Source organism: Rhodoferax potami, assembly GCF_032193765.1.
GTDB classification, from domain to species: Bacteria; Pseudomonadota; Gammaproteobacteria; order Burkholderiales; family Burkholderiaceae_C; genus Allorhodoferax; species Allorhodoferax potami.
Map to the genome: position 1 here is coordinate 1,836,724 of NZ_JAVBIJ010000001.1, position 18,909 is coordinate 1,855,632.

An 18,909-nucleotide genomic window follows, 5' to 3' on the forward strand; every position below is an offset into this window, starting at 1 on the left:
TGCAGCTACTGGATCAGGCCGTTTTTGAGTCCGTAATAGGTCAAATCGCTGTTCGATTCGAGGCGCATTTTCTCCATCACCCGAGTGCGGTAGGTGCTGACGGTTTTCACACTGAGTGACATGCTGGTAGCAATATGCCCCACCGTCTCACCGCGGGCCAGCCGCAAAAAAACCTGCAACTCGCGCTCAGAGAGCTGGGTGTGCAAAGGCTTGTCCGCATCATCGCCCAACCCGTCTGCCAACAACTCTGCCACGCCGGGGGTGATGTATTTGCGTCCACGGTGCACGGTGCGAATGGCTTTGACGATGTCTTCGGGATCGCAATCTTTGTTCAGGTACCCACTGGCCCCCTGGCGCAGCAGAGTCGTGGCGTAATGAACTTCGGCAAACCCACTCAAAATCAACACCGGCAGGTCGGGTGCACGCGCCTTGATGGCTACCAACGCGTCGACGCCACTGTGGTCGGGCATGGAAATGTCCATCACCATCACATCCACCTCACCCTGGCGCACGATGTCCAACGCATCTCGGCCATTCACCGCCTCGGCCACGACCTGAAAGTCCGGCTGGTCGGCAAAAAACTGGCGCAGCCCGGCTCGCACCATCGCGTGGTCATCAACAATGGCAATCCTGATCATGGGCGCATAGAGATAGTCATCCGCCATGATCCCACAGTTCTCAGCAGGTCCTTCACATGAAAAAAATCACAGCCCTCCAGCGCCACCCTCTGGTCATTGCCTGCGCTCTCGCAGCCGCGGGAGCCGTGCTGTTTGTGAGCGAGGCTTCTTACTGGCGGTCTACCACCACACTGCAAGAATTGACCGAAATGGGCATAGCGCGCACCCAAATCCAGACGCTGGAGCGCAGCATGCTGGATGCCGAAACAGGCCAGCGCGGCTACCTGCTTACCCAACGCAAGGAGTACCTCGAACCCTATGCCACGGCGCTGCTTCGCATCGAAGATGCCTATAAGGTGTTGGATGCGTATTACGGCAGTGATCCGGAGTCACAAGCGCTGCTGCAACGCTTGCACACATTGACAGAGACCAAGCTCTCCGAGTTGGCCTTGACGCTGCAGCTGTTTGACGAAGGCCGCGGCAAAGCCGGGCGCGAGATTTTGATGACCGATATCGGCCGCGAAAAGATGGACGCCATTCGCGCGACCAGCGCCGAGTTGTTGGCCTACCAAACCCGGGCAGTCAGCGAGAGCCGCTCTGCGCTGATCAGCACCCTGGTGTTGGACCGGTTGGGTGTGGCGGTGCTCAGTCTCGTGAGCCTGTTGGCTTTGTTTTTGTACCTGCGCCAGTCGCAGGCGCTCAAGCTCCAGCAAATGGAGCTGCAACGGGTGGTGCAACTGGAGCGTGACCGACTGGAGGTCGAGGTTGCCAATCGGACTGCGGAGCTGATCGAGCTGGCCCAGCACTTGCAAACCGCACGCGAGGACGAGCGCCAACGCCTTGCCCGCAACCTGCATGATGATCTGGGTTCCTTGCTGACTTCCGCCAAGCTGGATGCAGCGCGCATCAAATCACGCATCGCGGTGGCCGCACCCGAGGCGTTGGATTTGCTGGCTCACCTGGTCGGCACCCTGAATACTGGGATTGCGCTGGGCCGCCGCATTATTGAGGACCTGCGCCCTTCTTCGCTCAGCAACCTGGGCTTGGTCGCTGCGCTTGAAATTCTGGCGCGCGAGTACGCGGCACCGTCCGGGGTAGCCGTTCACTGCCAATTGGAACCGGTGGCATTGCGGCCCTCCGCGGAACTGGTGGTGTACCGGCTCGTGCAGGAGGCCATCACCAACATCGCCAAATATGCGCAGGCCCGCAACATTTGGATTGAACTCTGCACCCGTGCAGGCCAGGTGGAAGTCTCGGTCCGCGACGATGGTGTGGGCTTTGACACCAGCACCAAGCCCACTTCCGCCTACGGGCTGGTCGGCATGCGCTTCCGGGTCGGAGCAGAAGGCGGAAGCTTGCAGCTTCAGTCCCGCCCCGGGCAGGGCACCCAAATTCTGGCCAAGTTTCCACCACTCTCCACAGACGCGGGGTGAGGGTGTCGGAGGCGTCCTACAAGCGGGCGCGCCTTTAACCCACGGCCACACGGCAAGGTGGCTGATGGCCGCACTGTGTGCGAAAACGCACACTAGGGCATCTGTTGAAGGAACCCTGATGTTGCATTACGCCGTTGTTTTTTTTGTAATTGCCCTGATTGCGGCGCTTTTCGGTTTTGGTGGCATTGCCGCCAGCGCCGTAGAGATAGGCAAGATTTTGTTTTTCGTCTTCCTGGTGCTCGCGGTGCTGAGCTACCTGTTCGGATTCATCCGGAAGAAATAAACAGCGCCCCCTTCTCCTTCCCATTCACCTCACTACTGGAAACTCACCATGAACATTCGCACCCTCTTCGCCTTGGCTTTTGCCGCCCTCCTTGCCTTGACCGCTACTGGCTGCGCTGTACAGCGTGGCCAATCTACCGTGGGGGCGTATGTCGATGACACCGCCATTACCACCAGCATCAAGAGCCGCTTCGTCGAAAACAAAATCGTGGACGCCGCCGCCATCAGCGTGGAAACCCTCAACGGGACCGTGATGCTGTCCGGATTCGCCAAAAGCCCGGATGAAAAATCCACCGCAGCGACCCTGGCTTGGAGCGTCATGGGCGTCAAGGCCGTGAAGAACGAGATCACCGTGCGACCGTAAGCTGCGTCGTCTGACTCGGTCAGACAGGGGCCCTGCACCTCTCCCAGAGTGCAGGGCTTTTTTGCGTTCGGGGCATCCTCGCAAGGCCCGCAAATGGCGGGAGCGGTGAGAAAATCTCGGGTCTCTGCACCGCAGCATCTATTTTTTCTGAATCACCTATGAAACTCGCCACCTGGAACGTCAACTCTTTGGGCGTGCGCCTGCCGCAAGTGCTGGAGTGGCTGGCAGCCAACCCGGTAGATGTGCTTGCCCTGCAAGAGCTCAAGCTGACTGACGACAAATTTCCCGCGGATGCGTTTGAAGCCATCGGCTACCACGCGCAGTGGTTTGGCCAAAAGACCTATAACGGCGTGGCTCTGCTAACGCGGACTCCGGCGGATGCCGTAGTCAAAAACATCCCTGGTTTTGACGACGACATGTCGCGCGTGATCACCGGCACCGTGGCGCCGGAAGGCGACACCTCCGGTACACAGGGGATACGCGTGATTGGCGCTTACTTCCCCAACGGGCAAGAGCCGGGCAGCGACAAGTTTGAGTACAAGATGGAGTGGCTCACCGCCCTGCGCCGCTGGGTGAAGGACGAGCTGGCCGCGCACCCGAACCTGGTGCTGATGGGCGACTACAACATCACTTTTGACGAGGACGATGTGTGGGACCCGGTGAACCTGGAAGGCACCATCCACTGCACCGAGGAAGAGCGCTACCACCTGCGCGCCCTGGTGGCATTGGGCCTGTGCGACAGCTACCGGTTGTTCCCCTACCCGCCCAAAAGCTTCAGTTGGTGGGACTACCGGGATGCGGGCTTTCGCCGCAACCGGGGTATGCGCATTGACCACATTCTGGTGAGCCAGGCGCTCAAACCGCGGGTTACCGGCTGCGTGATTGACAAGACGCCCCGCAAAAATGAGCGCCCCAGCGATCACGCGCCGGTGGTGGTAGAGATCAGCCCAGCCCCAGCTCCTGGATCTTCCGCGTAATCGTGTTGCGGCCGATACCCAGTTTTTGAGCCGCTTCGATACGACGGCCTTTGGTGTTCGCCAAGGCCGCCAGAATCAAGCGGGACTCAAAACGCCGGGTCAGTGTGTCCCACACATCGGCTTTGCCGGAGCCGAGTAGCGCAATCGCCTCTGTTTCGAGCTCGGCCTCCCAGCCTTCCAAAGGGCCTTGGGCGGCGGCGGCACGGGCCAATACGTGCGACAGGTCTTCACTGCCCTCATGCGACAAAGACGCCGAGGCGTGCGAATCGAGGGGCAACTCTTTGAGATGCGCCTCGGGCGTGGCGGCAAACACCGGCTTGGCCAGCAATGAATCGCCGGCTTCCGCACGCCCCAGATTGACCTCGGGGGGCAAGTCTTTGCGCTCAATCACCTGGGCCGGCGCCATCACGGTCAGCCAGTGGCAAATGTTTTCCAGCTGACGCACGTTGCCGGGAAAGCCAAAGCCCTCCAGCCAGGCCAATGCGGAATCAGAAATACGCTTGGGCTCCACCCCAAGCTGCTTGGCGCTTTGCTGCAAAAAGTGACGGGTCAGCATAGACACGTCTTCCTTGCGCTCGCGCAGCGCGGGCAGGCGCAGGCGGATCACGTTCAGGCGGTGGAACAAGTCTTCGCGGAACACGCCGTCTTTGACGCGCTGCTCCAAGTTCTGGTGAGTAGCCGCAATCACGCGCACGTTGGATTTGACGGCACTGTGCCCGCCCACGCGGTAGAAGTGGCCGTCGCTCAAGACCCGCAGCAAACGGGTTTGCAGCTCAAACGGCATGTCGCCGATTTCGTCCAGAAATAGCGTGCCGCCATCGGCCTGCTCGAAGCGACCGCGGCGCATGGTTTGCGCGCCGGTAAATGCACCGCGCTCGTGGCCAAAGAGTTCGCTCTCCAACAGGTCTTTGGGGATGGCTGCGGTGTTGATGGCCACAAACGGGCCGTCCGCGCGCGGGGAATGCTTGTGCAAGGCACGGGCCACCAGCTCTTTGCCGGAGCCGGATTCGCCGGTGATCATCACCGTGACATTGCTCTGGCTCAAACGGCCAATGGCACGGAACACGTCCTGCATGGCGGGCGCCTGGCCCAGCATTTCGGGGGACTCGGCCATGCGCTCTTCGGCCACTTCTTCGCGCTGACTTTCTTCCACTGCACGGCGGATCAGCTCCACCGCTTTGGGCAGGTCGAAGGGTTTGGGAAGGTATTCAAAAGCGCCGCCCTGGAAAGCACTGACCGCGCTGTCCAGGTCCGAGAAGGCCGTCATGATGATGACGGGCAGGCCGGGGTGTTTGGCTTTGACCTTTTCGAGCAGATCCAAGCCGGAGCCACCGGGCATGCGGATATCGCTGACCAGGATTTGCGGGCCTTCATCGTCTGCTGCGGTGCTCAGCGCAGTCAGTACATCGCGTGGATTGGAAAAGCTGCGTGTGGGCAGGTGCTCACGCAGCAGTGCCTTTTCCAGCACGAAGCGGATGGACTGGTCATCATCTACGATCCAAATCGGCTTCATGTTGTGTGGCACCCTATGTTTTTGTCGGTCTGTTACGGTAACGGAATCAAGATTTTGAAGTCCGTACGGCCCGGCACGCTGTCCACTTCAATCAAACCGTGGTGTTGCTGAACAAAGGTTTGCGCCAGTGTGAGCCCCAGTCCGGAACCACCTTCCCTGCCCGATACCAACGGGTAAAAAATGCGGTCTCTGATCGAATCTGGCACGCCAGGTCCGTTGTCGATGACATGCAATTCCAATGCCAACCGGTAACGCTGTTTGCCAAAGGTGATCTGCCGTGTCACCCGGGTCTTGAATGTCACACAACCGTCACCCGCCGCAATGCGCTCTGCCAGCGCCTGGCAGGCATTGTGGGCAATGTTCAGCACGGTTTGAATGAGCTGCTCGCGGTCGCCCCGGAATTCGGGGATGGAGATGTCATAGTCCCGCACCACGCGCAGGCCTTTGGGGAACTCGGCAAGGATGAGCGAGCGCACCCGCTCACACACCTCGTGGATATTCACATCGCCCACCAGGTGCGGCCGACGGTGCGGTGCCAGCAAGCGGTCCACCAGGCTCTGCAGCCGGTCCGCTTCATGGATGATGACCTGCGTGTACTCGGTGAGCTCGGGCGACTCCATCTCCATCTCGAGCAACTGCGCCGCGCCACGAATGCCACCCAAAGGGTTTTTGATTTCGTGGGCGAGGTTGCGGATGAGTTCTTTGTTAGTCTGGGCCTGCTCGGCGAGGCGCTCCTCGCGGTCCTGGCGGGTCTGCTGCTCCTGGGGCACCATTTCCACAATGATGTCGTTGGATGCCTCCGTCCGAGTCACGATGACGTGCACCGGCATGGACTCCAGCCCGGCACGCTTGAGCCACGCGTCGTAGCGCAGTGCTGCAAACGCATTGTCCAACGCACCTTCGAGGGCGCTGTGCAGCTGTGCAGGCTCGGTGAAGACGTCGGCAAAGTTGGAGCCGATGATGGTCCTGCGCGAAATGCCCAAGGCATCTTCCAGTGCCGCATTGGAGAACTGCACAGACGCGTCGGCCGTGACCACTGCCACCAAGGTCGCTAGCAGGTCAAAAGAATGGAATCGCTCCATGAGGCTTGTCCGCGGAAAAAGGAAATTGATTAACCGGGTCCATGGCTCCGCCCGGAAAGGCGTGCACTTGCCCGGGCCTTATTGCTTGGAGCTACTGCCCGGCAAACGACCAAGCTCCCGCCTAATGCCCGATATGTCACTTTCGTTGCGGGACAGCGCTGCTTTGAGCTCGGAAACCCGGTCCAGGTATTTTTGATGATTACGCGTCTCGGGGCCCAGCTTTTCAGGCTCTCCGTTGTTGTACTCTTTGTTCAGCTCGATCTGACGGGCCTCGGCCTTTTTGAGCTCGGCTTCGAGAATCAAACGGGCATCAGAGTCTTTGGCTTTTTGATCCGCGCTATCTATACGCGGCGCGCTACTTGCGGGCGGCGCCGATGCCACCTTCACACCAGGCGCTGCTGCTGCGGGTTTCTGACCCTGCACCACCGTGACATTGCCGCCCGAGACAAGCTTGCAGGTCTTGGCCTGCGCTTCGGTCACGGTATTGGTGTACTCATTGCCACACCGGTAGATACGCTCCTGCGCCGAGGCTCCTAGCGACGTGCCGGCGGTCAAGCAAAGAATCAGGAGTGTGGGTTTCATGCTGTGTCAGTAACTACGCTCGGTTTGGTAAGCGCTGTGATTCAGTATCCGTCAAAAAGTGCCCCGGAACAAAGGCCCTGAGTATCCCCGAGGTTCAGGTGGCGATATGTGTCCAAGTGTTCCATAAAAAAAGGACGGCTCACGCCGTCCTTTTTTGCTCATCACAGTGCTTTGCAGCGCCGGGATTACAGGCTGAAGTACATGTCGTATTCGACAGGGTGTACCGACATGCGGTAGCGGGTCACTTCCTGCATCTTCAGGTCGATGTAGGCATCGATCATGGAGTCAGTGAACACACCACCCTTGGTCAGGAACGCGCGGTCCTTGTCCAAGTGCTCCAAGGCTTGATCCAAGCTGTGGCACACGGTTGGTACCTTTGCATCTTCCTCGGGAGGCAGATGGTAGAGGTCCTTGGTGGCGGCTTCGCCGGGATGGATCTTGTTTTCCACGCCGTCCAGACCTGCCATCAACAAGGCTGCGAAGCCGAGGTAAGGGTTCATCAATGGATCGGGGAAACGTGCTTCCACGCGACGGCCTTTGGGGTTCGCCACAAAAGGAATGCGGATCGAAGCGGAACGGTTCTTGGCGGAATATGCCAACTTGACCGGAGCTTCAAAGTGAGGAACCAGACGCTTGTAGCTGTTGGTGCCAGGGTTGGTGATGGCGTTCAGGGCACGTGCGTGCTTGATGATGCCGCCGATGTAGTACAGCGCGAAGTCAGACAGACCTGCATAGCCGTCGCCAGCAAACAGGTTCTTGCCGTCTTTCCACACGGACTGGTGCACGTGCATGCCGGAACCGTTGTCGCCGTGGTAAGGCTTGGGCATGAAAGTGGCGGTCTTGCCGTAGGCGTTGGCCACGTTGTGGATCACGTACTTTTGCAACATGGTCCAGTCAGCGCGCTCAACCAGAGTGGAGAAGCGTGTGCCGATTTCGTTCTGGCCAGCGCCCGCCACTTCGTGGTGGAACACTTCAACTGGAATGCCCAACGATTCGAGAATCAGAGACATTTCAGCGCGCATGTCTTGCGTGCTGTCCACTGGGGGCACTGGGAAGTAGCCGCCCTTGACAGTAGGACGGTGGCCGCGGTTGCCGCCTTCGAGCTTGGAACCAGTGTTCCAGGGAGCTTCGTACTCTTCGATTTCGTAGAAGGTGTTGTTGGGTTCTGTGGACCAACGCACGCCGTCAAAGATGAAGAATTCTGGCTCAGGGCCGAAGTAAGCGGTGTCGCCCATGCCGGAGGCCTTCAAGTAGGCTTCAGCGCGCTTGGCGATGGAACGTGGATCGCGGTCGTAAGACTTGCCGTCAGCAGGCTCCACCACGTCGCAGTTCATGATGATGGTGGTTTCTTCGAAGAACGGATCGATGTTGGCGGTGGCCGGATCGGGCATCAACAACATGTCGGAAGCTTCGATTCCCTTCCAGCCGGCGATGGAAGAGCCGTCGAACGCGTGGCCGGAGGTGAACTTGTCTTCATCAAAATGCGAGACAGGCACGGTGGTGTGCTGCTGCTTACCACGGGTATCGGTGAAACGGAAGTCAACAAACTTGACTTCGTTTTCTTTCACCATCTTCATCACATCTGCGACGGTCTTGGCCATCAAATACTCCTGTTGCACGGTTGTAAAAAGATTTGCGCTGCAGTTAATGCAGCTTTTGTGCCAAAGCACGCACCAAAGGCATTTCGGCAAACCACTCTATTTTGCATCGTTAAACGGGCAATTCGAGCACGAAATACGGAAAGTCACGGGTGAGAGCCCAATGAACGCACCAAGGTGCACCACCAAGGTGCACCAATCAATGACGCACTTTATTGGTGCAATTTGTTATCGCACCAATTCAGGGCCCAATGACATGTCCAGCGCCTTGAGGCCCACCATCAGGTCTGCATATGCGGCTGCCAGCACAGCGGGATCCCCTTTCACGCCCAATTCAATGTGCCGGCCGTATTGTGGATGGTCCACGCTCGGCAGGCTGAAGACCTTGACCGGATGGCTCCGCTCCAGCTGCTCCATCAGTGGGGTCAGCATCGACTCCATGGCACCAAAGACAATCACCGATTGCTCGCGCCACACATCCTGCTGAAACCATTGAGCGCACTGGCTATCGAGAACCCACTCCACCATCGGCCAGGCCATCACGGGGAAGCCCGGCACAAAGTGGACCCGCCCTTGCCCAACACCGGGATAACTGAAACCCGGAATTTTGTTGTACGGATTGGGTATCAAAGCGGAGCCCTCCGGGAACATGCCCATCTGCAAGCGGTGCAGATTGTCTGGGCGCTCGGGCTCATAGGGCAGGCCTTGCTCCCGGGCAACGTCCAAGATGCGCTCTTGGATCAAATCCCGTGCGGCGTCACTGAGCACCAAGGCTTTGCCCGACGCCAATGCGGCGCATTGCCGGGTGTGATCGTCGGGCGTGGCGCCAATGCCACCGAAGGAAAAGACGGTGTCGCCCGAAGTGAATGCGTCGCTCAGCGTCGCTGTAATACGCTGTGGATCATCGCCAACGTAATGCGCGTAGGCCAATGGGATGCCACGGGCACCCAGCAATTCAATGATTTTGGCTAAGTGCTTGTCAGCACGCTTGCCGGAAAGAATTTCATCCCCAATGATGATCGCGCCAAACTTCATAAGATCTCCACGTCAACCACATTCAGCGGTGTGTCTGGTACCTTGGTTGCAATCGCTTGCTCTGCACGCAAATCTTGCAAGGCCTTCAGACCGAAATGGGTGAACCACAGCGACGAAAAGGCGAACAACAGGGTGTAGAGCCAAATCGACACCGGAACCAAAATGGGGGCCAAAGCGACCGCGACAAACCCGAATGACCAGACCAGACTGGGGGCCGCACCGAGATAGCCTGCGAATACGCCCATCGCCAGCAAAGGCAAGCGATAGCGTTTGAATAGTTCTTGCCGCTCAGCACGGGAGGCAAAGTCGGACAACGCATCAAAAGCCATGACCCGGTAAGTTAACCAGCCCCAAATCAAGGGTGGAATGACCAGCACAAGCGGCGGAATCAACCACAGTGGCAGCGACACCACCAAGGCAAACAATGCAGCCACTGTCGAGCCCAGGGCCCATCCGGCGCTCAACAGAAAAGAGCCGGAGCCTTGCTTGTCAAGCAAGGGGAAGCGGCGCTGAGCAACCAGGCGCACCAACATGGGGGTCATCAAGGTGGCCACCACCAATAAGCAGGCGACTACGACGAGCGGCGTCAGCACCAGAATCACCAGCAGCGGAACCAAGACCGTCTTGAGCTTTCCGGCGCCCATGGATTCGAGCCACGACCACAGCATTTGCAGCCAGTCCATAGACTCCAACAGCAGGTTCACTTGGCTCAGCAGGCTGTCAAGGTAAAAATACCCCAGCCCGGCCGTCACCCCCACCATCAAGACCAGTGGCAGAAACGACCACAAGATGACTTTGGGATGCAGGCAATAGGCCACGGAACGCCAGAAAGCATCAAGTACGGCGTTCATCGCATCACACCTTGGTTTGCACTGCCACGATTTCGTCGGCAGTGAGCCAACGCCAGCCGCCGGGGGGCAAGTCCGCGGGGAGCGACACGCCACCGATGCTGGAGCGATGCAAGCCCTCCACCCGATTGCTGACAGCGGCCACCATGCGCTTCACTTGGTGGTATTTGCCCTCGGTGAGGGTCATGCGCAGATGGAATTCACTCACCGCCTCGCAAGCGGCAGCCCGGACGGGCTTGGGGTCGTCATCCAGCACCACACCACTCAAAAGCTTGCTGACCTGCTTTTCATCGAGCGGATGCTTGACCGTGACTTCATACACCTTGGGGACATGGTGCTTGGGTGAACTCATCCGGTGAATGAATTTGCCATCGTCGGTCAATAAAAGCATGCCGGTGGTGTCTTGATCCAGTCGACCCACGGCTTGAACGCCCTGCACCGCTGCCTTTTGCGGCCGCAAGCGCAGCGGGCTGGGGAGCAAGGTGTAAATGCTGGGATAGGTCGAGGGCTTTTGCGAGCACTCGGTACCGGCCGGCTTGTTGAGCATCAAATAGGCGCGTTCAGCGTAGGGCCAGTCGACGCCCTGCACCCGGAAGCGCAACCCTTCCGCTACAAATTCCATAGCTGCTTGCGTAATGGTGACGGGCGCTGAGTCTTGTTCCGGCATAAAAACCTGCACAAAGCCCTGCTGAACCAATCCGGCACACACACGGCGGGTGCCAAACCCTTGGGTATAGAGTATTTCCTGTAACTGCATAGACGTAGTATCGCAGTCACTTCCAGTAGACTGCTGTGATTCGATTCCAACCGGGACCCGTGTCATGACAGATGATTTGGTTTTCAGCGATGAACAAGAGGCAGAGCAGACGCACGGCCACACAGCCAAGCCTTGGCAGGTTCTGGTGGTGGACGATGAACCTGCGGTTCACGAGGTCACCAAGCTGGTCATGTCCGATTTCGAAATGGATGGACGACGGCTGGAGTTCACCCATTGCTACAGCGCCGCCGAAGCCCGCACCTTGCTGGGCCAGCGCAACGATATTGCCCTGATCTTGCTGGATGTGGTGATGGAGTCTGAGCACGCAGGCTTGGACCTCGCCAAATACATTCGCGAGGACTTGGGCAACCTGAATGTGCGCATCGTGCTGCGCACCGGTCAACCCGGCCAGGCCCCCGAAGAACAGGTGATCCGCGATTACGACATCAACGACTACAAAGAAAAAACCGACCTGACCCGTCGCAAGTTGATTACCGTCTTTTACGCGGGCTTAAGGGCTTATCGGGATCTGATGCGACTTGAAAACGCCCGAAGGGGCTTGGTGCGGTCGATAGAAGCCATCAGCGAGGTGGGCGACTCCCACAGTTTGCGCAGCTTCGCATCGGCCGTGCTTTCGCAGTTAAACCACCTTCTGGATCTGCAGGGCGAAGGCCTGTGCGCCAGCCGCTTGTCTGCCTACACCGCCAACGCAGGGCATGGCAAGCTGAAGGTACTCGCAGCAACAGATGCATTTTCGGAGCTGATGCTCGAAGATGAAGTAGAAAACCTGCCAGAAGTCGTAAGAACAGCCATATTGCAGTCGCTGGGCGAAAAAGTGAGCCGCCATGGTGAGCGCTATTACGCGGGCTACTTTCGAACCAAGGCGGGCAGCGAGAGTTTGATTTACATGGAGTTTCCGGAGCCGATTACGAATCAGGCGCGCGAACTGCTCGAACTCTTTTCACGCAATGTGGCCAGCACTTACGACAGCCTGCTGTTGCGGGAAGAAACCCAAAACACCCAACGGGACACGATCGCCACCTTGAGTGGCGCCATCGAGCGCCGGGGCACAGAGAGCGCCCGCCACATAGAGCGCGTGGGGGAACTGGCGGCTCTGCTCGCCCGCGCCAGTGGTTGCAGCGATGCGGAGATCGAGATGATCCGGGTAGCGTCCACCTTGCACGACGTGGGCAAAGCGGGCATCCCCGATCAGATTTTGGGCAAACCCGGCCCGCTTTCGGCAGAGGAATGGGCGGTCATGCGCACGCATCCGACCTTGGGGCACACCTTGCTATCCCGATCGAGCTCACGCTTGCATGCCATGGGAGCCCAAATCGCCCAAGAACACCATGAGCGTTGGGATGGAAGCGGCTACCCGGCCGGCTTAAAGGGAAACGAGATCAGCCTGGTGGGCCGGATTGCAGCCTTGGCCGATGTGTTGGACTCGCTCGTATCTGCCAGCCCCTACAAACCGGCCTGGGATCTCCATCAGGCTTTGGACTATGTGTTCCACGAACAAGGCAAACACTTCGATCCGGAATTGGTGCAGCGGCTCCAAGACCAGGTGGAAGCCGTCAAAGCGCTTTACCAGCAGCCCTGAAAACGGGCGAATAAGCGCGGGTCAATAGTCTGACCAGACCCTCCGTTGGTCTGTGTGGGCCATAGCGCCCGTTGCAAAAGCCCGATAAACTTTGTGAAAAAAGGTCCATCCAGAGACCACACATTCAGGGCGCAGCAATGTTTCTTTATTTTCTTGGCGGGCTTTTACTAGGGGTTTGCTTCGTTTACGGGCTCCAAAACTACCGGGCCAAACAACGCCGCAGAATCCCGTCCGTGTGGCCGCTTCAAGTGCGCCGCCTCGTCAACAGCAGAGAGCGCAAGGTGTGGTTGTGGCTCACCAAAGTCATGTTTGACCAACAGGTGCTGATTAAGCTGCCAGTGACCCGCTTCACGATTCCGTCCGAGCAATCAGAAGCCGCACACTGGTACCGTTTGTTGAACGGTGTTTATTGCACGTTTACCGTGTGTAGCCCGGATGGAACAGTCATCGGGTGTGTCGATGTACCCGGGGCATCCGGGCTTTCGCTGGGCAATCAAACACTGAAACACTCGCTGCTGGAGCAATGTGATGTGCGTTACTGGGTGGTAGACCCCGACAACCTGCCGCACCTGACGCAAATAAGGACTGCTTTTCTAGGCGAACACGCGGCCATGCTCGCGGCAGACAAGCCCCTCGACACCCGCTTCCAGAATATGCGGGAGCATTTGCATGCCGCCGTTCACCGCCGCCGGATGAGCAAGGGGCCGGACCTGACTGATACCGCAAGCAGCCCCCTAGCAAGCCATCCGGAAAGCCGGCTCGCTTCCGGTTGGGAACTCAACTCTTTTGTCACGCCGCTGGATAGCCGGATGGACAAGCTCTGATGCAAGCCTGAGAACTACAACGCATTCAAGTTGGCGCGCAGACTCCGGGCTTTGTCGAAGAGCGCCTCTTTCGCCCCAGGTTGCATTTTCTCGAGCTGCCGATAAGCCATCCCGATGCGTGGGTTGTGGCTCAGCAATCGAGTGTGCCGGTCGTAGAACTCCCAGTACAAGGCATTGAACGGACACGCGTCAGCCGTGGTTTTTTGCTTTTTGTCGTAGCGACAACCGGCGCAATGATCGCCCATGCGGTCGAGATACGCAGCGCTGGATACATAGGGTTTGGTGGCCAGTCCGCCGCCATCCGCAAACTGGCTCATGCCTACCGTGTTGGGCAGTTCCACCCATTCAAAGGCATCGATATAAATGCCCAGGTACCACTGGTGCAAGGCGTTGGGATTAAGACCGGCCAGCAACGCGAAATTACCAATCACCATCAAACGCTGGATATGGTGGGCGTGTGCCATGTCCAAGGATTGGGTGATAGCCGAAGACACACACGCCATATGGGTCTTGCCTGTCCAGAACCAGTCAGGCAAGTCCGCTTGATGATCAAAGAAGTTGTGCGCCTCATAGCCGGGCATCGCTGCCCAATACACCCCACGGACATACTCGCGCCAACCCAAGATCTGGCGTATGAAACCCTCTGCCGCAGGCAAGGGAACCCCGCCGTCGCGCCAGGCACGAGCAGCTCGCTCGACGACCTCTTGTGGCGACAGCATTTTGGTATTCAAAGCGAATGAGAGCAGCGAATGAAACAGCCGCCGCGCTTTTCCGCTGAGTGCATCTTGAAAATCGCCAAAGTACGGGAGCACATCTGTAGCAAAAGTTTCTAACTGCGCCAGCGCCTCTGCGCGGTCTAGCGGCCAACGGAAACTCTGGGCCGACGGGTTACCAAATGTTTGCACCCCCGCTCGTTGAATTTGCGCCCAAAGCAAGGTGTGATCGTGCTGTGGCCGGAAGTCTTCAGGCTCAGGAGGAACGCCTTTCCACGCCTTTCGGTTTTCGCTGTCAAAGTTCCACTGGCCACCTTCGGGCTCCCGTTTCGCGTCCAACAAGACTGCATGGCGTTTGCGCATTTGCCGATAAAAAGTCTCCATCAGCCAACGGCTGCCTGGCTTGAACATGGACTGCGCTTGATGACGCTCGGTATAAAAATGCTCGCTAGCGACCATGCGCCCGGAATAGCTGCCAGACGCCTCGGCTTGCGCCATGTGCTCCTTGAGCAGAGCATCTAATCGCCACTCATCCGGCTCCTGGTACTCGAGCACAGACGCACCTGTGCGGGCCATCACTGCATCGAGACTCTCTGCCATCGGCAACTTACTGTCGGCCTCATTAATCTGGAGATAGTGCACCCGGTGACCGCGCTCCCGCAATGCAGTCGCGAACGCCCGCATAGCCGCAAAAATGGCGATCACCTTTTGGGCATGGTGGCGCACATAGTCGGTCTCTTGGCGCATCTCCATCATCAGATAGAGCGTTTGGGGGTCGACGTCAGAAAACCAACTGTGCAAGGGGTTGAGCTGGTCGCCCAAAATCAGCCGGACGGTATGTGTCACTTCAGTGTTTTGCATCATGGCGAGGCACTCCATAAATTCCGGTACTGCCCGTCAGCGTCATGGTCTGCGGTCTGCTTGGCCACGTTGAACCTGCGCCCGCCTCGCGGGTCTGTACCCAAGCCAGCAATGTAGAGCCAATTACCTTGGTTGGAGTACACGTCATAGTCCACCAGATTCGCCTCGAACCACGCTGCGCCGGCACGCCAGTCTCCGCCAAGATCGTAAATCCAATAGCTCGCCAGAATCTGACGCATCCGGTTAGAGCTATAGCCGCTCTCTGCCAATTCCCGCATTCCGGCATCAACCAGTTCGCAGCCGGTGCGGCCTTGGGTCCAATGCGCAAAAGCGCGCTGGTGCTTGGTAGCGACCACCGGCCGGGCTATTTCCGACAAGCCGCGGCCTCGGTACAGCGCATCGCCGTACTGCTTGTGCAACCACCGGAAATACTCACGCCATAACAATTCAAACCAGAGCCAATAGCTGCCGTCGTTTGCGCCTTGGCGCTGCTCGTAGGCCCGCAGCGCCTCCAAAATCTCGCGAGCCGAGACCGCGCCTACAGCCAGCCAGGGAGACCACTTGCTGGAGTACGCCATCCCGATCAAGCCATTGCGTGTAGCCTTGTATTGCGCCACCCGATCTGAGGAAAAATACGCCTCAAGATAGGCGCGTGCACCCGCATTCCCGGCTCGTACGGCTGAGCCAGTCTCCCCGCCCCAAATAAATGCAGAACGGGCGTCGATATAGAGCTGCTCCGCAGGGGATATTGCAGCCCATGGCGCAAATGAAGCCGCTGTTTCTGAAGCTATGAAGAAACCATGGACATGCTGCGGGGCTGCCAAAGGCACGGGCACCGGCGTGCGGGCACGCTCCACCAAATTGCGGAATTGGCTGAAAACAGCAGGCAACTCGTCCACAGCGAAAGGGAGTTGCTGCTCTTCAAACAAGGTACTGCCCCAATAGGTGTGCACCTCAAAGCCGGCGTGTTGTAAAGCTTGCACCTCTGCGCGCTCATAGGGCGCGGCAATCTCTTCGCAGTGGATGGCCACTGCCCCGACCTTGTTGGCGACAGTTTGTAAAACCTCGACAGCCTTGCCACACAACACCAACAGCGTTACGCCGTGCTGCGCAAGCTCCAGTTGCAAAGCCCGCACATTAGCGTGCCACCATGCAAGCCGGTGGGCCTGGGGTTGCAAGCAACCCCAACGCTGCTCCGTCGAGGCCATGTGCGGCTCGAACACGACAGCTAAGAGTGGCTGATTCGAGGCACATGCTTGGACCCATGCAGGGTTGTCGCGCAGCCGCAAATCGCTGCGAAACCAATAAACAAGAGGCACAGAAGGAGTCATATGCTGCACCGTGCTCACCGCCCGCCGCGCTTGCAGCGCTCAGAGCAGTACTTCACTTCCGCCCAGACCTTTTCCCATTTTTTGCGCCATTGAAACGGCAGGCCACAGGTCGCACACTGCTTGGATGGCAAATCACTTTTCTTTCGCATTTTCATAGCAACTCCAATTGAGCAGGGACCGCAACCGGCGGCGCTTTGCCTCCCCGTTTGCGAACAAACGTCCTCGATCCGTGCTGTCGAACAATGGCAGCTTTTGCAGCTTTAACCTCCGGCTGTGCCCGCAGCGCAAACAAGCGGACTTTTGCCAACCGGGTGGCGCGCTCCAAGTCGACCAATGGGGTCGGAATGTCCGCATCCGGACCGCCCACACGGAGCCCGCAACGCAGTTGCATCTCCGCAGGCATGCGCCAGGGCTCAAATAACCAGGTGTCGGGCACCTTGCGCATCGCCGGTAACCACTCACGCACAAAACGGCCTTCCGGATCCTGGTCGCGTGCTTGTTTAATCGGGTTGTAGATGCGCGCAGTGTTGATCCCCGTGGTGCCCGACTGCATTTGCATTTGGCTCCAGTGGATGCCTGGCTCGTAGTCCAAAAACTCGGTAGCCAACCACTCGCCCACCGGACGCCAATGCAACCACAGCGGATACGCTGCGACGGACACCAGCATCGCGCGCATCCGGAAATTGATCCAGCCGGTCTCGCGAAGCATTGCAACACAGGCATCCACCAAGGGCCAGCCAGTGCGCCCGGAGACAAGCGCCGCAAAATGCTCGGGCTTGTGCTCGCTCTCGCGCAGCCCGTCGTACCCACGGTGCATGTTGTGAAACTCGATGCCGGGCTCAGACTCGAGCTTTTGAATGAAGTGGCAATGCCAATGCAGACGGCTGCCAAACGCATTCAGCCCCGCAAGGTGCTTGGGCGCTGGTGGCGCCTCACTGGCTCGACGGTACTGCACCGCTTGCCACACCTCGCGCACACTGAGGCAACCCCAAGTCAGGTAGGGCGACAAGCGGGAGCAAGCATCCACGGCTCTGAGCGGCGAAGAGATTCCACCGCGGTATTGCCGGCTCCTGTCCGCAATGAAACTGCGTAGCAACTGCAGCGCGATGGCACGGCCGCCCGCTTGACGACGAGACTTATCGGGTTGCTGCAAGCCCAGGGTGAGGGCATCTGGCGGAGGCGGCTCTACCCAGGGCAATGGCACAGTGTCATGCGCAGACGCGGTGGGCAAAGTCGACTGCGGCAGGCTCATATGGCCATGCCAGTGGCGACTCCAAGCGTCACGGTTGGCGCTACCGCGTTGAACTCCGAATTGTGGTACCTCGTGCCACGCCACTCCATTTGCGCGGCACCAACGAGCGACGGCGATATCCCGCTGGAAACTCGCACCGTTGCCTGTTTCTTGGTGGGAGTAAAGCCTTTTAAAAGGCGACGCCGCGAAAAGTCGCGCCAGAAAATCGGGAGCATCTGCGGTCACCACATGGAGTTTCAGGCCCACCGATCGAAGTTCGGACCAGAGATCGCGCAAACACTCGATCACAAACCGGTAATGCTGAGTTGAAGCATCCGCTTGGCGCCACAGGCGGGGCTCTACGCAGAAGACACATAAGACTGGGCCAGTCGCCAAAGCCTGCTGCAAAGCAGCGTGGTCATGCAGTCGGAGATCTTTTTTGAACCAAACTACGCTGTACGACATAAACCCGGATGCTGCGCCCCAGCAACATAGCTGGGTGGCGAGTATCGCGAATCGCCCGCGCTTGAGCAGGCTGTGGGGCTATGCCCCACTAAAGCAATCAGTGTTGTCCGATTTTGAGACTGGATTGGATATCGAGATCAAACTGCTTTATGGCGCTTTGGGTCAGTGCGTCTGTGCACCACGCAATGAGACTCGCTGGAGGCAAAGTCACTGCGGCTGCGCCTACGGCTACCAGCTGGCCCAACACTTCGGGCGTTTTGATACTCGCGGCCAGAAGCTGCGGGCCCTTGGCTTGCACTGCCACGCATGCCTCCATCAGCGCCCACACATTGCGGCCATCGTTCGCAAGGCGGCCCACATAGGGCGCCACATATTGCACACCTTTGTGTTTTGCCCACAAGAGCTGCACTGCATTGGAGAGCCCCGTGAGCAACACGTCTTGCTGCTCAGCCCGAACTGCGTCGATACATGCCTCCCAATCCGGTGCGCAGGGCAGCTTGATCGTCAATTGAATGCCCCGGGCCTGCGCCGCCGGCTGTAGCACTTTGAGCCATTCTCTTGCCTGCTCCGGTTGGCTGTAGGGCAACTGAACCATCAGTTCCGCGAAACCGTGGTCTGCGACAGCTGAAATCAAGCCTACATAGGTAGCGAGAGTGACCGGAAGCCCCGCTTGAAACACCAAGCTGGGGTTCGTAGTGACCCCTTGCACCGGTGGACACCCCGCCGGGAGAGCCCACGATTCCGCGCGCGCGGAGTCGAGAAAAATTTTAGTCATACGGTAGTTGCCCTGAGCGCT

The 18,909-nt window shown here is 58.6% G+C and carries 19 protein-coding genes and 1 pseudogene; 6 read left to right on the forward strand and 14 right to left on the reverse strand.

Annotation, left to right across the window (positions count from 1 at the left end; translation table 11 throughout):
* Positions 1-5: 5 nt before the first annotated feature.
* Positions 6-638 (reverse strand): response regulator, encoded by a 633-nt coding sequence (locus tag RAE21_RS08740; protein WP_313876250.1) that lies wholly within the window; start codon positions 636-638, stop codon positions 6-8.
* A 56-nt stretch (positions 639-694) separates the two neighbouring features.
* Here RAE21_RS08740 and RAE21_RS08745 point away from each other — a divergent pair, with 56 nt between their 5' ends.
* The 4 genes from RAE21_RS08745 to RAE21_RS08760 all read left to right on the forward strand — a co-directional run bounded on the left by RAE21_RS08745 (position 695) and on the right by RAE21_RS08760 (position 3,673).
* Positions 695-2,050 (forward strand): CHASE3 domain-containing protein, encoded by a 1,356-nt coding sequence (locus tag RAE21_RS08745; protein ID WP_313881026.1) that lies wholly within the window; start codon positions 695-697, stop codon positions 2,048-2,050.
* A 118-nt stretch (positions 2,051-2,168) separates the two neighbouring features.
* Positions 2,169-2,333, forward strand: coding sequence for a DUF1328 domain-containing protein (locus RAE21_RS08750; protein WP_313881027.1), 165 nt, complete (start codon positions 2,169-2,171; stop codon positions 2,331-2,333).
* A 48-nt stretch (positions 2,334-2,381) separates the two neighbouring features.
* Positions 2,382-2,696, forward strand: a complete 315-nt coding sequence (locus RAE21_RS08755; RefSeq protein ID WP_313875742.1) for a BON domain-containing protein — start codon at positions 2,382-2,384, stop codon at positions 2,694-2,696.
* 158 nt (positions 2,697-2,854) lie between these two features.
* Positions 2,855-3,673 carry an exodeoxyribonuclease III gene (locus RAE21_RS08760; RefSeq protein WP_313881028.1) on the forward strand — a complete coding sequence of 273 codons (819 nt, stop codon included), beginning with the start codon at positions 2,855-2,857 and terminating at the stop codon, positions 3,671-3,673.
* Here RAE21_RS08760 and ntrC read toward each other — a convergent pair.
* From ntrC to RAE21_RS08795, 7 genes are all read right to left on the reverse strand, one after another.
* Positions 3,639-5,186, reverse strand: a complete 1,548-nt coding sequence (gene ntrC, locus RAE21_RS08765; protein ID WP_313881029.1) for a nitrogen regulation protein NR(I) — start codon at positions 5,184-5,186, stop codon at positions 3,639-3,641. The genes RAE21_RS08760 and ntrC overlap by 35 nt on opposite strands.
* 32 nt (positions 5,187-5,218) lie before the next feature.
* Complete coding sequence (glnL, locus tag RAE21_RS08770; protein ID WP_313875739.1) at positions 5,219-6,268, reverse strand: nitrogen regulation protein NR(II); 1,050 nt, start codon at positions 6,266-6,268, stop codon at positions 5,219-5,221.
* Positions 6,269-6,346: 78 nt separating this feature from the next.
* Positions 6,347-6,850, reverse strand: coding sequence for a hypothetical protein (locus RAE21_RS08775; protein WP_313881030.1), 504 nt, complete (start codon positions 6,848-6,850; stop codon positions 6,347-6,349).
* Between the two features lie 185 nt (positions 6,851-7,035).
* Positions 7,036-8,451, reverse strand: a complete 1,416-nt coding sequence (gene glnA / locus RAE21_RS08780; protein WP_313881031.1) for a type I glutamate--ammonia ligase — start codon at positions 8,449-8,451, stop codon at positions 7,036-7,038.
* A 225-nt stretch (positions 8,452-8,676) separates the two neighbouring features.
* Positions 8,677-9,483 (reverse strand): competence/damage-inducible protein A, encoded by an 807-nt coding sequence (locus RAE21_RS08785; protein WP_313881032.1) that lies wholly within the window; start codon positions 9,481-9,483, stop codon positions 8,677-8,679.
* Positions 9,480-10,334 carry an EI24 domain-containing protein gene (locus RAE21_RS08790; RefSeq protein WP_313881033.1) on the reverse strand — a complete coding sequence of 285 codons (855 nt, stop codon included), beginning with the start codon at positions 10,332-10,334 and terminating at the stop codon, positions 9,480-9,482. The genes RAE21_RS08785 and RAE21_RS08790 overlap by 4 nt, the downstream gene beginning before the upstream one ends.
* Before the next feature lie 4 nt (positions 10,335-10,338).
* Complete coding sequence (locus RAE21_RS08795) at positions 10,339-11,088, reverse strand: 16S rRNA pseudouridine(516) synthase (RefSeq protein ID WP_313881034.1); 750 nt, start codon at positions 11,086-11,088, stop codon at positions 10,339-10,341.
* Positions 11,089-11,152: 64 nt separating this feature from the next.
* Between RAE21_RS08795 and RAE21_RS08800 the strand changes: the two genes are divergently transcribed.
* Both RAE21_RS08800 and RAE21_RS08805 read left to right on the forward strand, forming a co-directional pair.
* Positions 11,153-12,688: a DUF3369 domain-containing protein gene (locus RAE21_RS08800; protein ID WP_313881035.1), complete on the forward strand. Its 1,536-nt coding sequence runs from the start codon at positions 11,153-11,155 to the stop codon at positions 12,686-12,688.
* Between the two features lie 137 nt (positions 12,689-12,825).
* Positions 12,826-13,512, forward strand: a complete 687-nt coding sequence (locus RAE21_RS08805) for a hypothetical protein (RefSeq protein WP_313881036.1) — start codon at positions 12,826-12,828, stop codon at positions 13,510-13,512.
* A 14-nt stretch (positions 13,513-13,526) separates the two neighbouring features.
* On the opposite strand, the gene RAE21_RS08810 is transcribed toward RAE21_RS08805, so the two are convergent.
* From RAE21_RS08810 to RAE21_RS08835, 6 genes and pseudogenes are all read right to left on the reverse strand, one after another.
* Positions 13,527-15,089 carry a cryptochrome/photolyase family protein gene (locus RAE21_RS08810; protein WP_313881037.1) on the reverse strand — a complete coding sequence of 521 codons (1,563 nt, stop codon included), beginning with the start codon at positions 15,087-15,089 and terminating at the stop codon, positions 13,527-13,529.
* Positions 15,086-16,417 (reverse strand): DASH family cryptochrome, encoded by a 1,332-nt coding sequence (locus RAE21_RS08815; protein ID WP_313881038.1) that lies wholly within the window; start codon positions 16,415-16,417, stop codon positions 15,086-15,088. The genes RAE21_RS08810 and RAE21_RS08815 overlap by 4 nt, the downstream gene beginning before the upstream one ends.
* 14 nt (positions 16,418-16,431) lie before the next feature.
* Positions 16,432-16,572 (reverse strand): DUF2256 domain-containing protein, encoded by a 141-nt coding sequence (locus RAE21_RS08820; protein ID WP_313875729.1) that lies wholly within the window; start codon positions 16,570-16,572, stop codon positions 16,432-16,434.
* Complete coding sequence (locus tag RAE21_RS08825; RefSeq protein WP_313882688.1) at positions 16,569-17,669, reverse strand: FAD-binding domain-containing protein; 1,101 nt, start codon at positions 17,667-17,669, stop codon at positions 16,569-16,571. Before RAE21_RS08825 ends, RAE21_RS08820 begins: the two co-directional genes overlap by 4 nt.
* 75 nt (positions 17,670-17,744) lie before the next feature.
* A pseudogene (locus tag RAE21_RS08830) lies at positions 17,745-18,113 on the reverse strand (deoxyribodipyrimidine photo-lyase); the annotation flags it as partial.
* Positions 18,114-18,210: 97 nt separating this feature from the next.
* Positions 18,211-18,888, reverse strand: coding sequence for a transaldolase family protein (locus tag RAE21_RS08835; RefSeq protein WP_313881039.1), 678 nt, complete (start codon positions 18,886-18,888; stop codon positions 18,211-18,213).
* Positions 18,889-18,909 lie beyond the last annotated feature (21 nt).

Coding starts and splice junctions, on each gene's coding strand:
- RAE21_RS08815 (WP_313881038.1), bottom strand. CDS start 16,417: ATGACTCCTTCTGTGCCTCTTGTTTATTGGTTTCGCAGCGATTTGCGG.
- RAE21_RS08810 (WP_313881037.1), bottom strand. CDS start 15,089: ATGATGCAAAACACTGAAGTGACACATACCGTCCGGCTGATTTTGGGC.
- RAE21_RS08800 (WP_313881035.1), top strand. CDS start 11,153: ATGACAGATGATTTGGTTTTCAGCGATGAACAAGAGGCAGAGCAGACG.
- RAE21_RS08785 (WP_313881032.1), bottom strand. CDS start 9,483: ATGAAGTTTGGCGCGATCATCATTGGGGATGAAATTCTTTCCGGCAAG.
- RAE21_RS08745 (WP_313881026.1), top strand. CDS start 695: ATGAAAAAAATCACAGCCCTCCAGCGCCACCCTCTGGTCATTGCCTGC.
- RAE21_RS08740 (WP_313876250.1), bottom strand. CDS start 638: ATGATCAGGATTGCCATTGTTGATGACCACGCGATGGTGCGAGCCGGG.
- RAE21_RS08750 (WP_313881027.1), top strand. CDS start 2,169: ATGTTGCATTACGCCGTTGTTTTTTTTGTAATTGCCCTGATTGCGGCG.
- RAE21_RS08760 (WP_313881028.1), top strand. CDS start 2,855: ATGAAACTCGCCACCTGGAACGTCAACTCTTTGGGCGTGCGCCTGCCG.
- RAE21_RS08835 (WP_313881039.1), bottom strand. CDS start 18,888: ATGACTAAAATTTTTCTCGACTCCGCGCGCGCGGAATCGTGGGCTCTC.
- RAE21_RS08795 (WP_313881034.1), bottom strand. CDS start 11,088: ATGCAGTTACAGGAAATACTCTATACCCAAGGGTTTGGCACCCGCCGT.
- RAE21_RS08790 (WP_313881033.1), bottom strand. CDS start 10,334: ATGAACGCCGTACTTGATGCTTTCTGGCGTTCCGTGGCCTATTGCCTG.
- RAE21_RS08775 (WP_313881030.1), bottom strand. CDS start 6,850: ATGAAACCCACACTCCTGATTCTTTGCTTGACCGCCGGCACGTCGCTA.
- glnA (WP_313881031.1), bottom strand. CDS start 8,451: ATGGCCAAGACCGTCGCAGATGTGATGAAGATGGTGAAAGAAAACGAA.
- RAE21_RS08755 (WP_313875742.1), top strand. CDS start 2,382: ATGAACATTCGCACCCTCTTCGCCTTGGCTTTTGCCGCCCTCCTTGCC.
- RAE21_RS08825 (WP_313882688.1), bottom strand. CDS start 17,669: ATGAGCCTGCCGCAGTCGACTTTGCCCACCGCGTCTGCGCATGACACT.
- glnL (WP_313875739.1), bottom strand. CDS start 6,268: ATGGAGCGATTCCATTCTTTTGACCTGCTAGCGACCTTGGTGGCAGTG.
- RAE21_RS08805 (WP_313881036.1), top strand. CDS start 12,826: ATGTTTCTTTATTTTCTTGGCGGGCTTTTACTAGGGGTTTGCTTCGTT.
- RAE21_RS08820 (WP_313875729.1), bottom strand. CDS start 16,572: ATGAAAATGCGAAAGAAAAGTGATTTGCCATCCAAGCAGTGTGCGACC.
- ntrC (WP_313881029.1), bottom strand. CDS start 5,186: ATGAAGCCGATTTGGATCGTAGATGATGACCAGTCCATCCGCTTCGTG.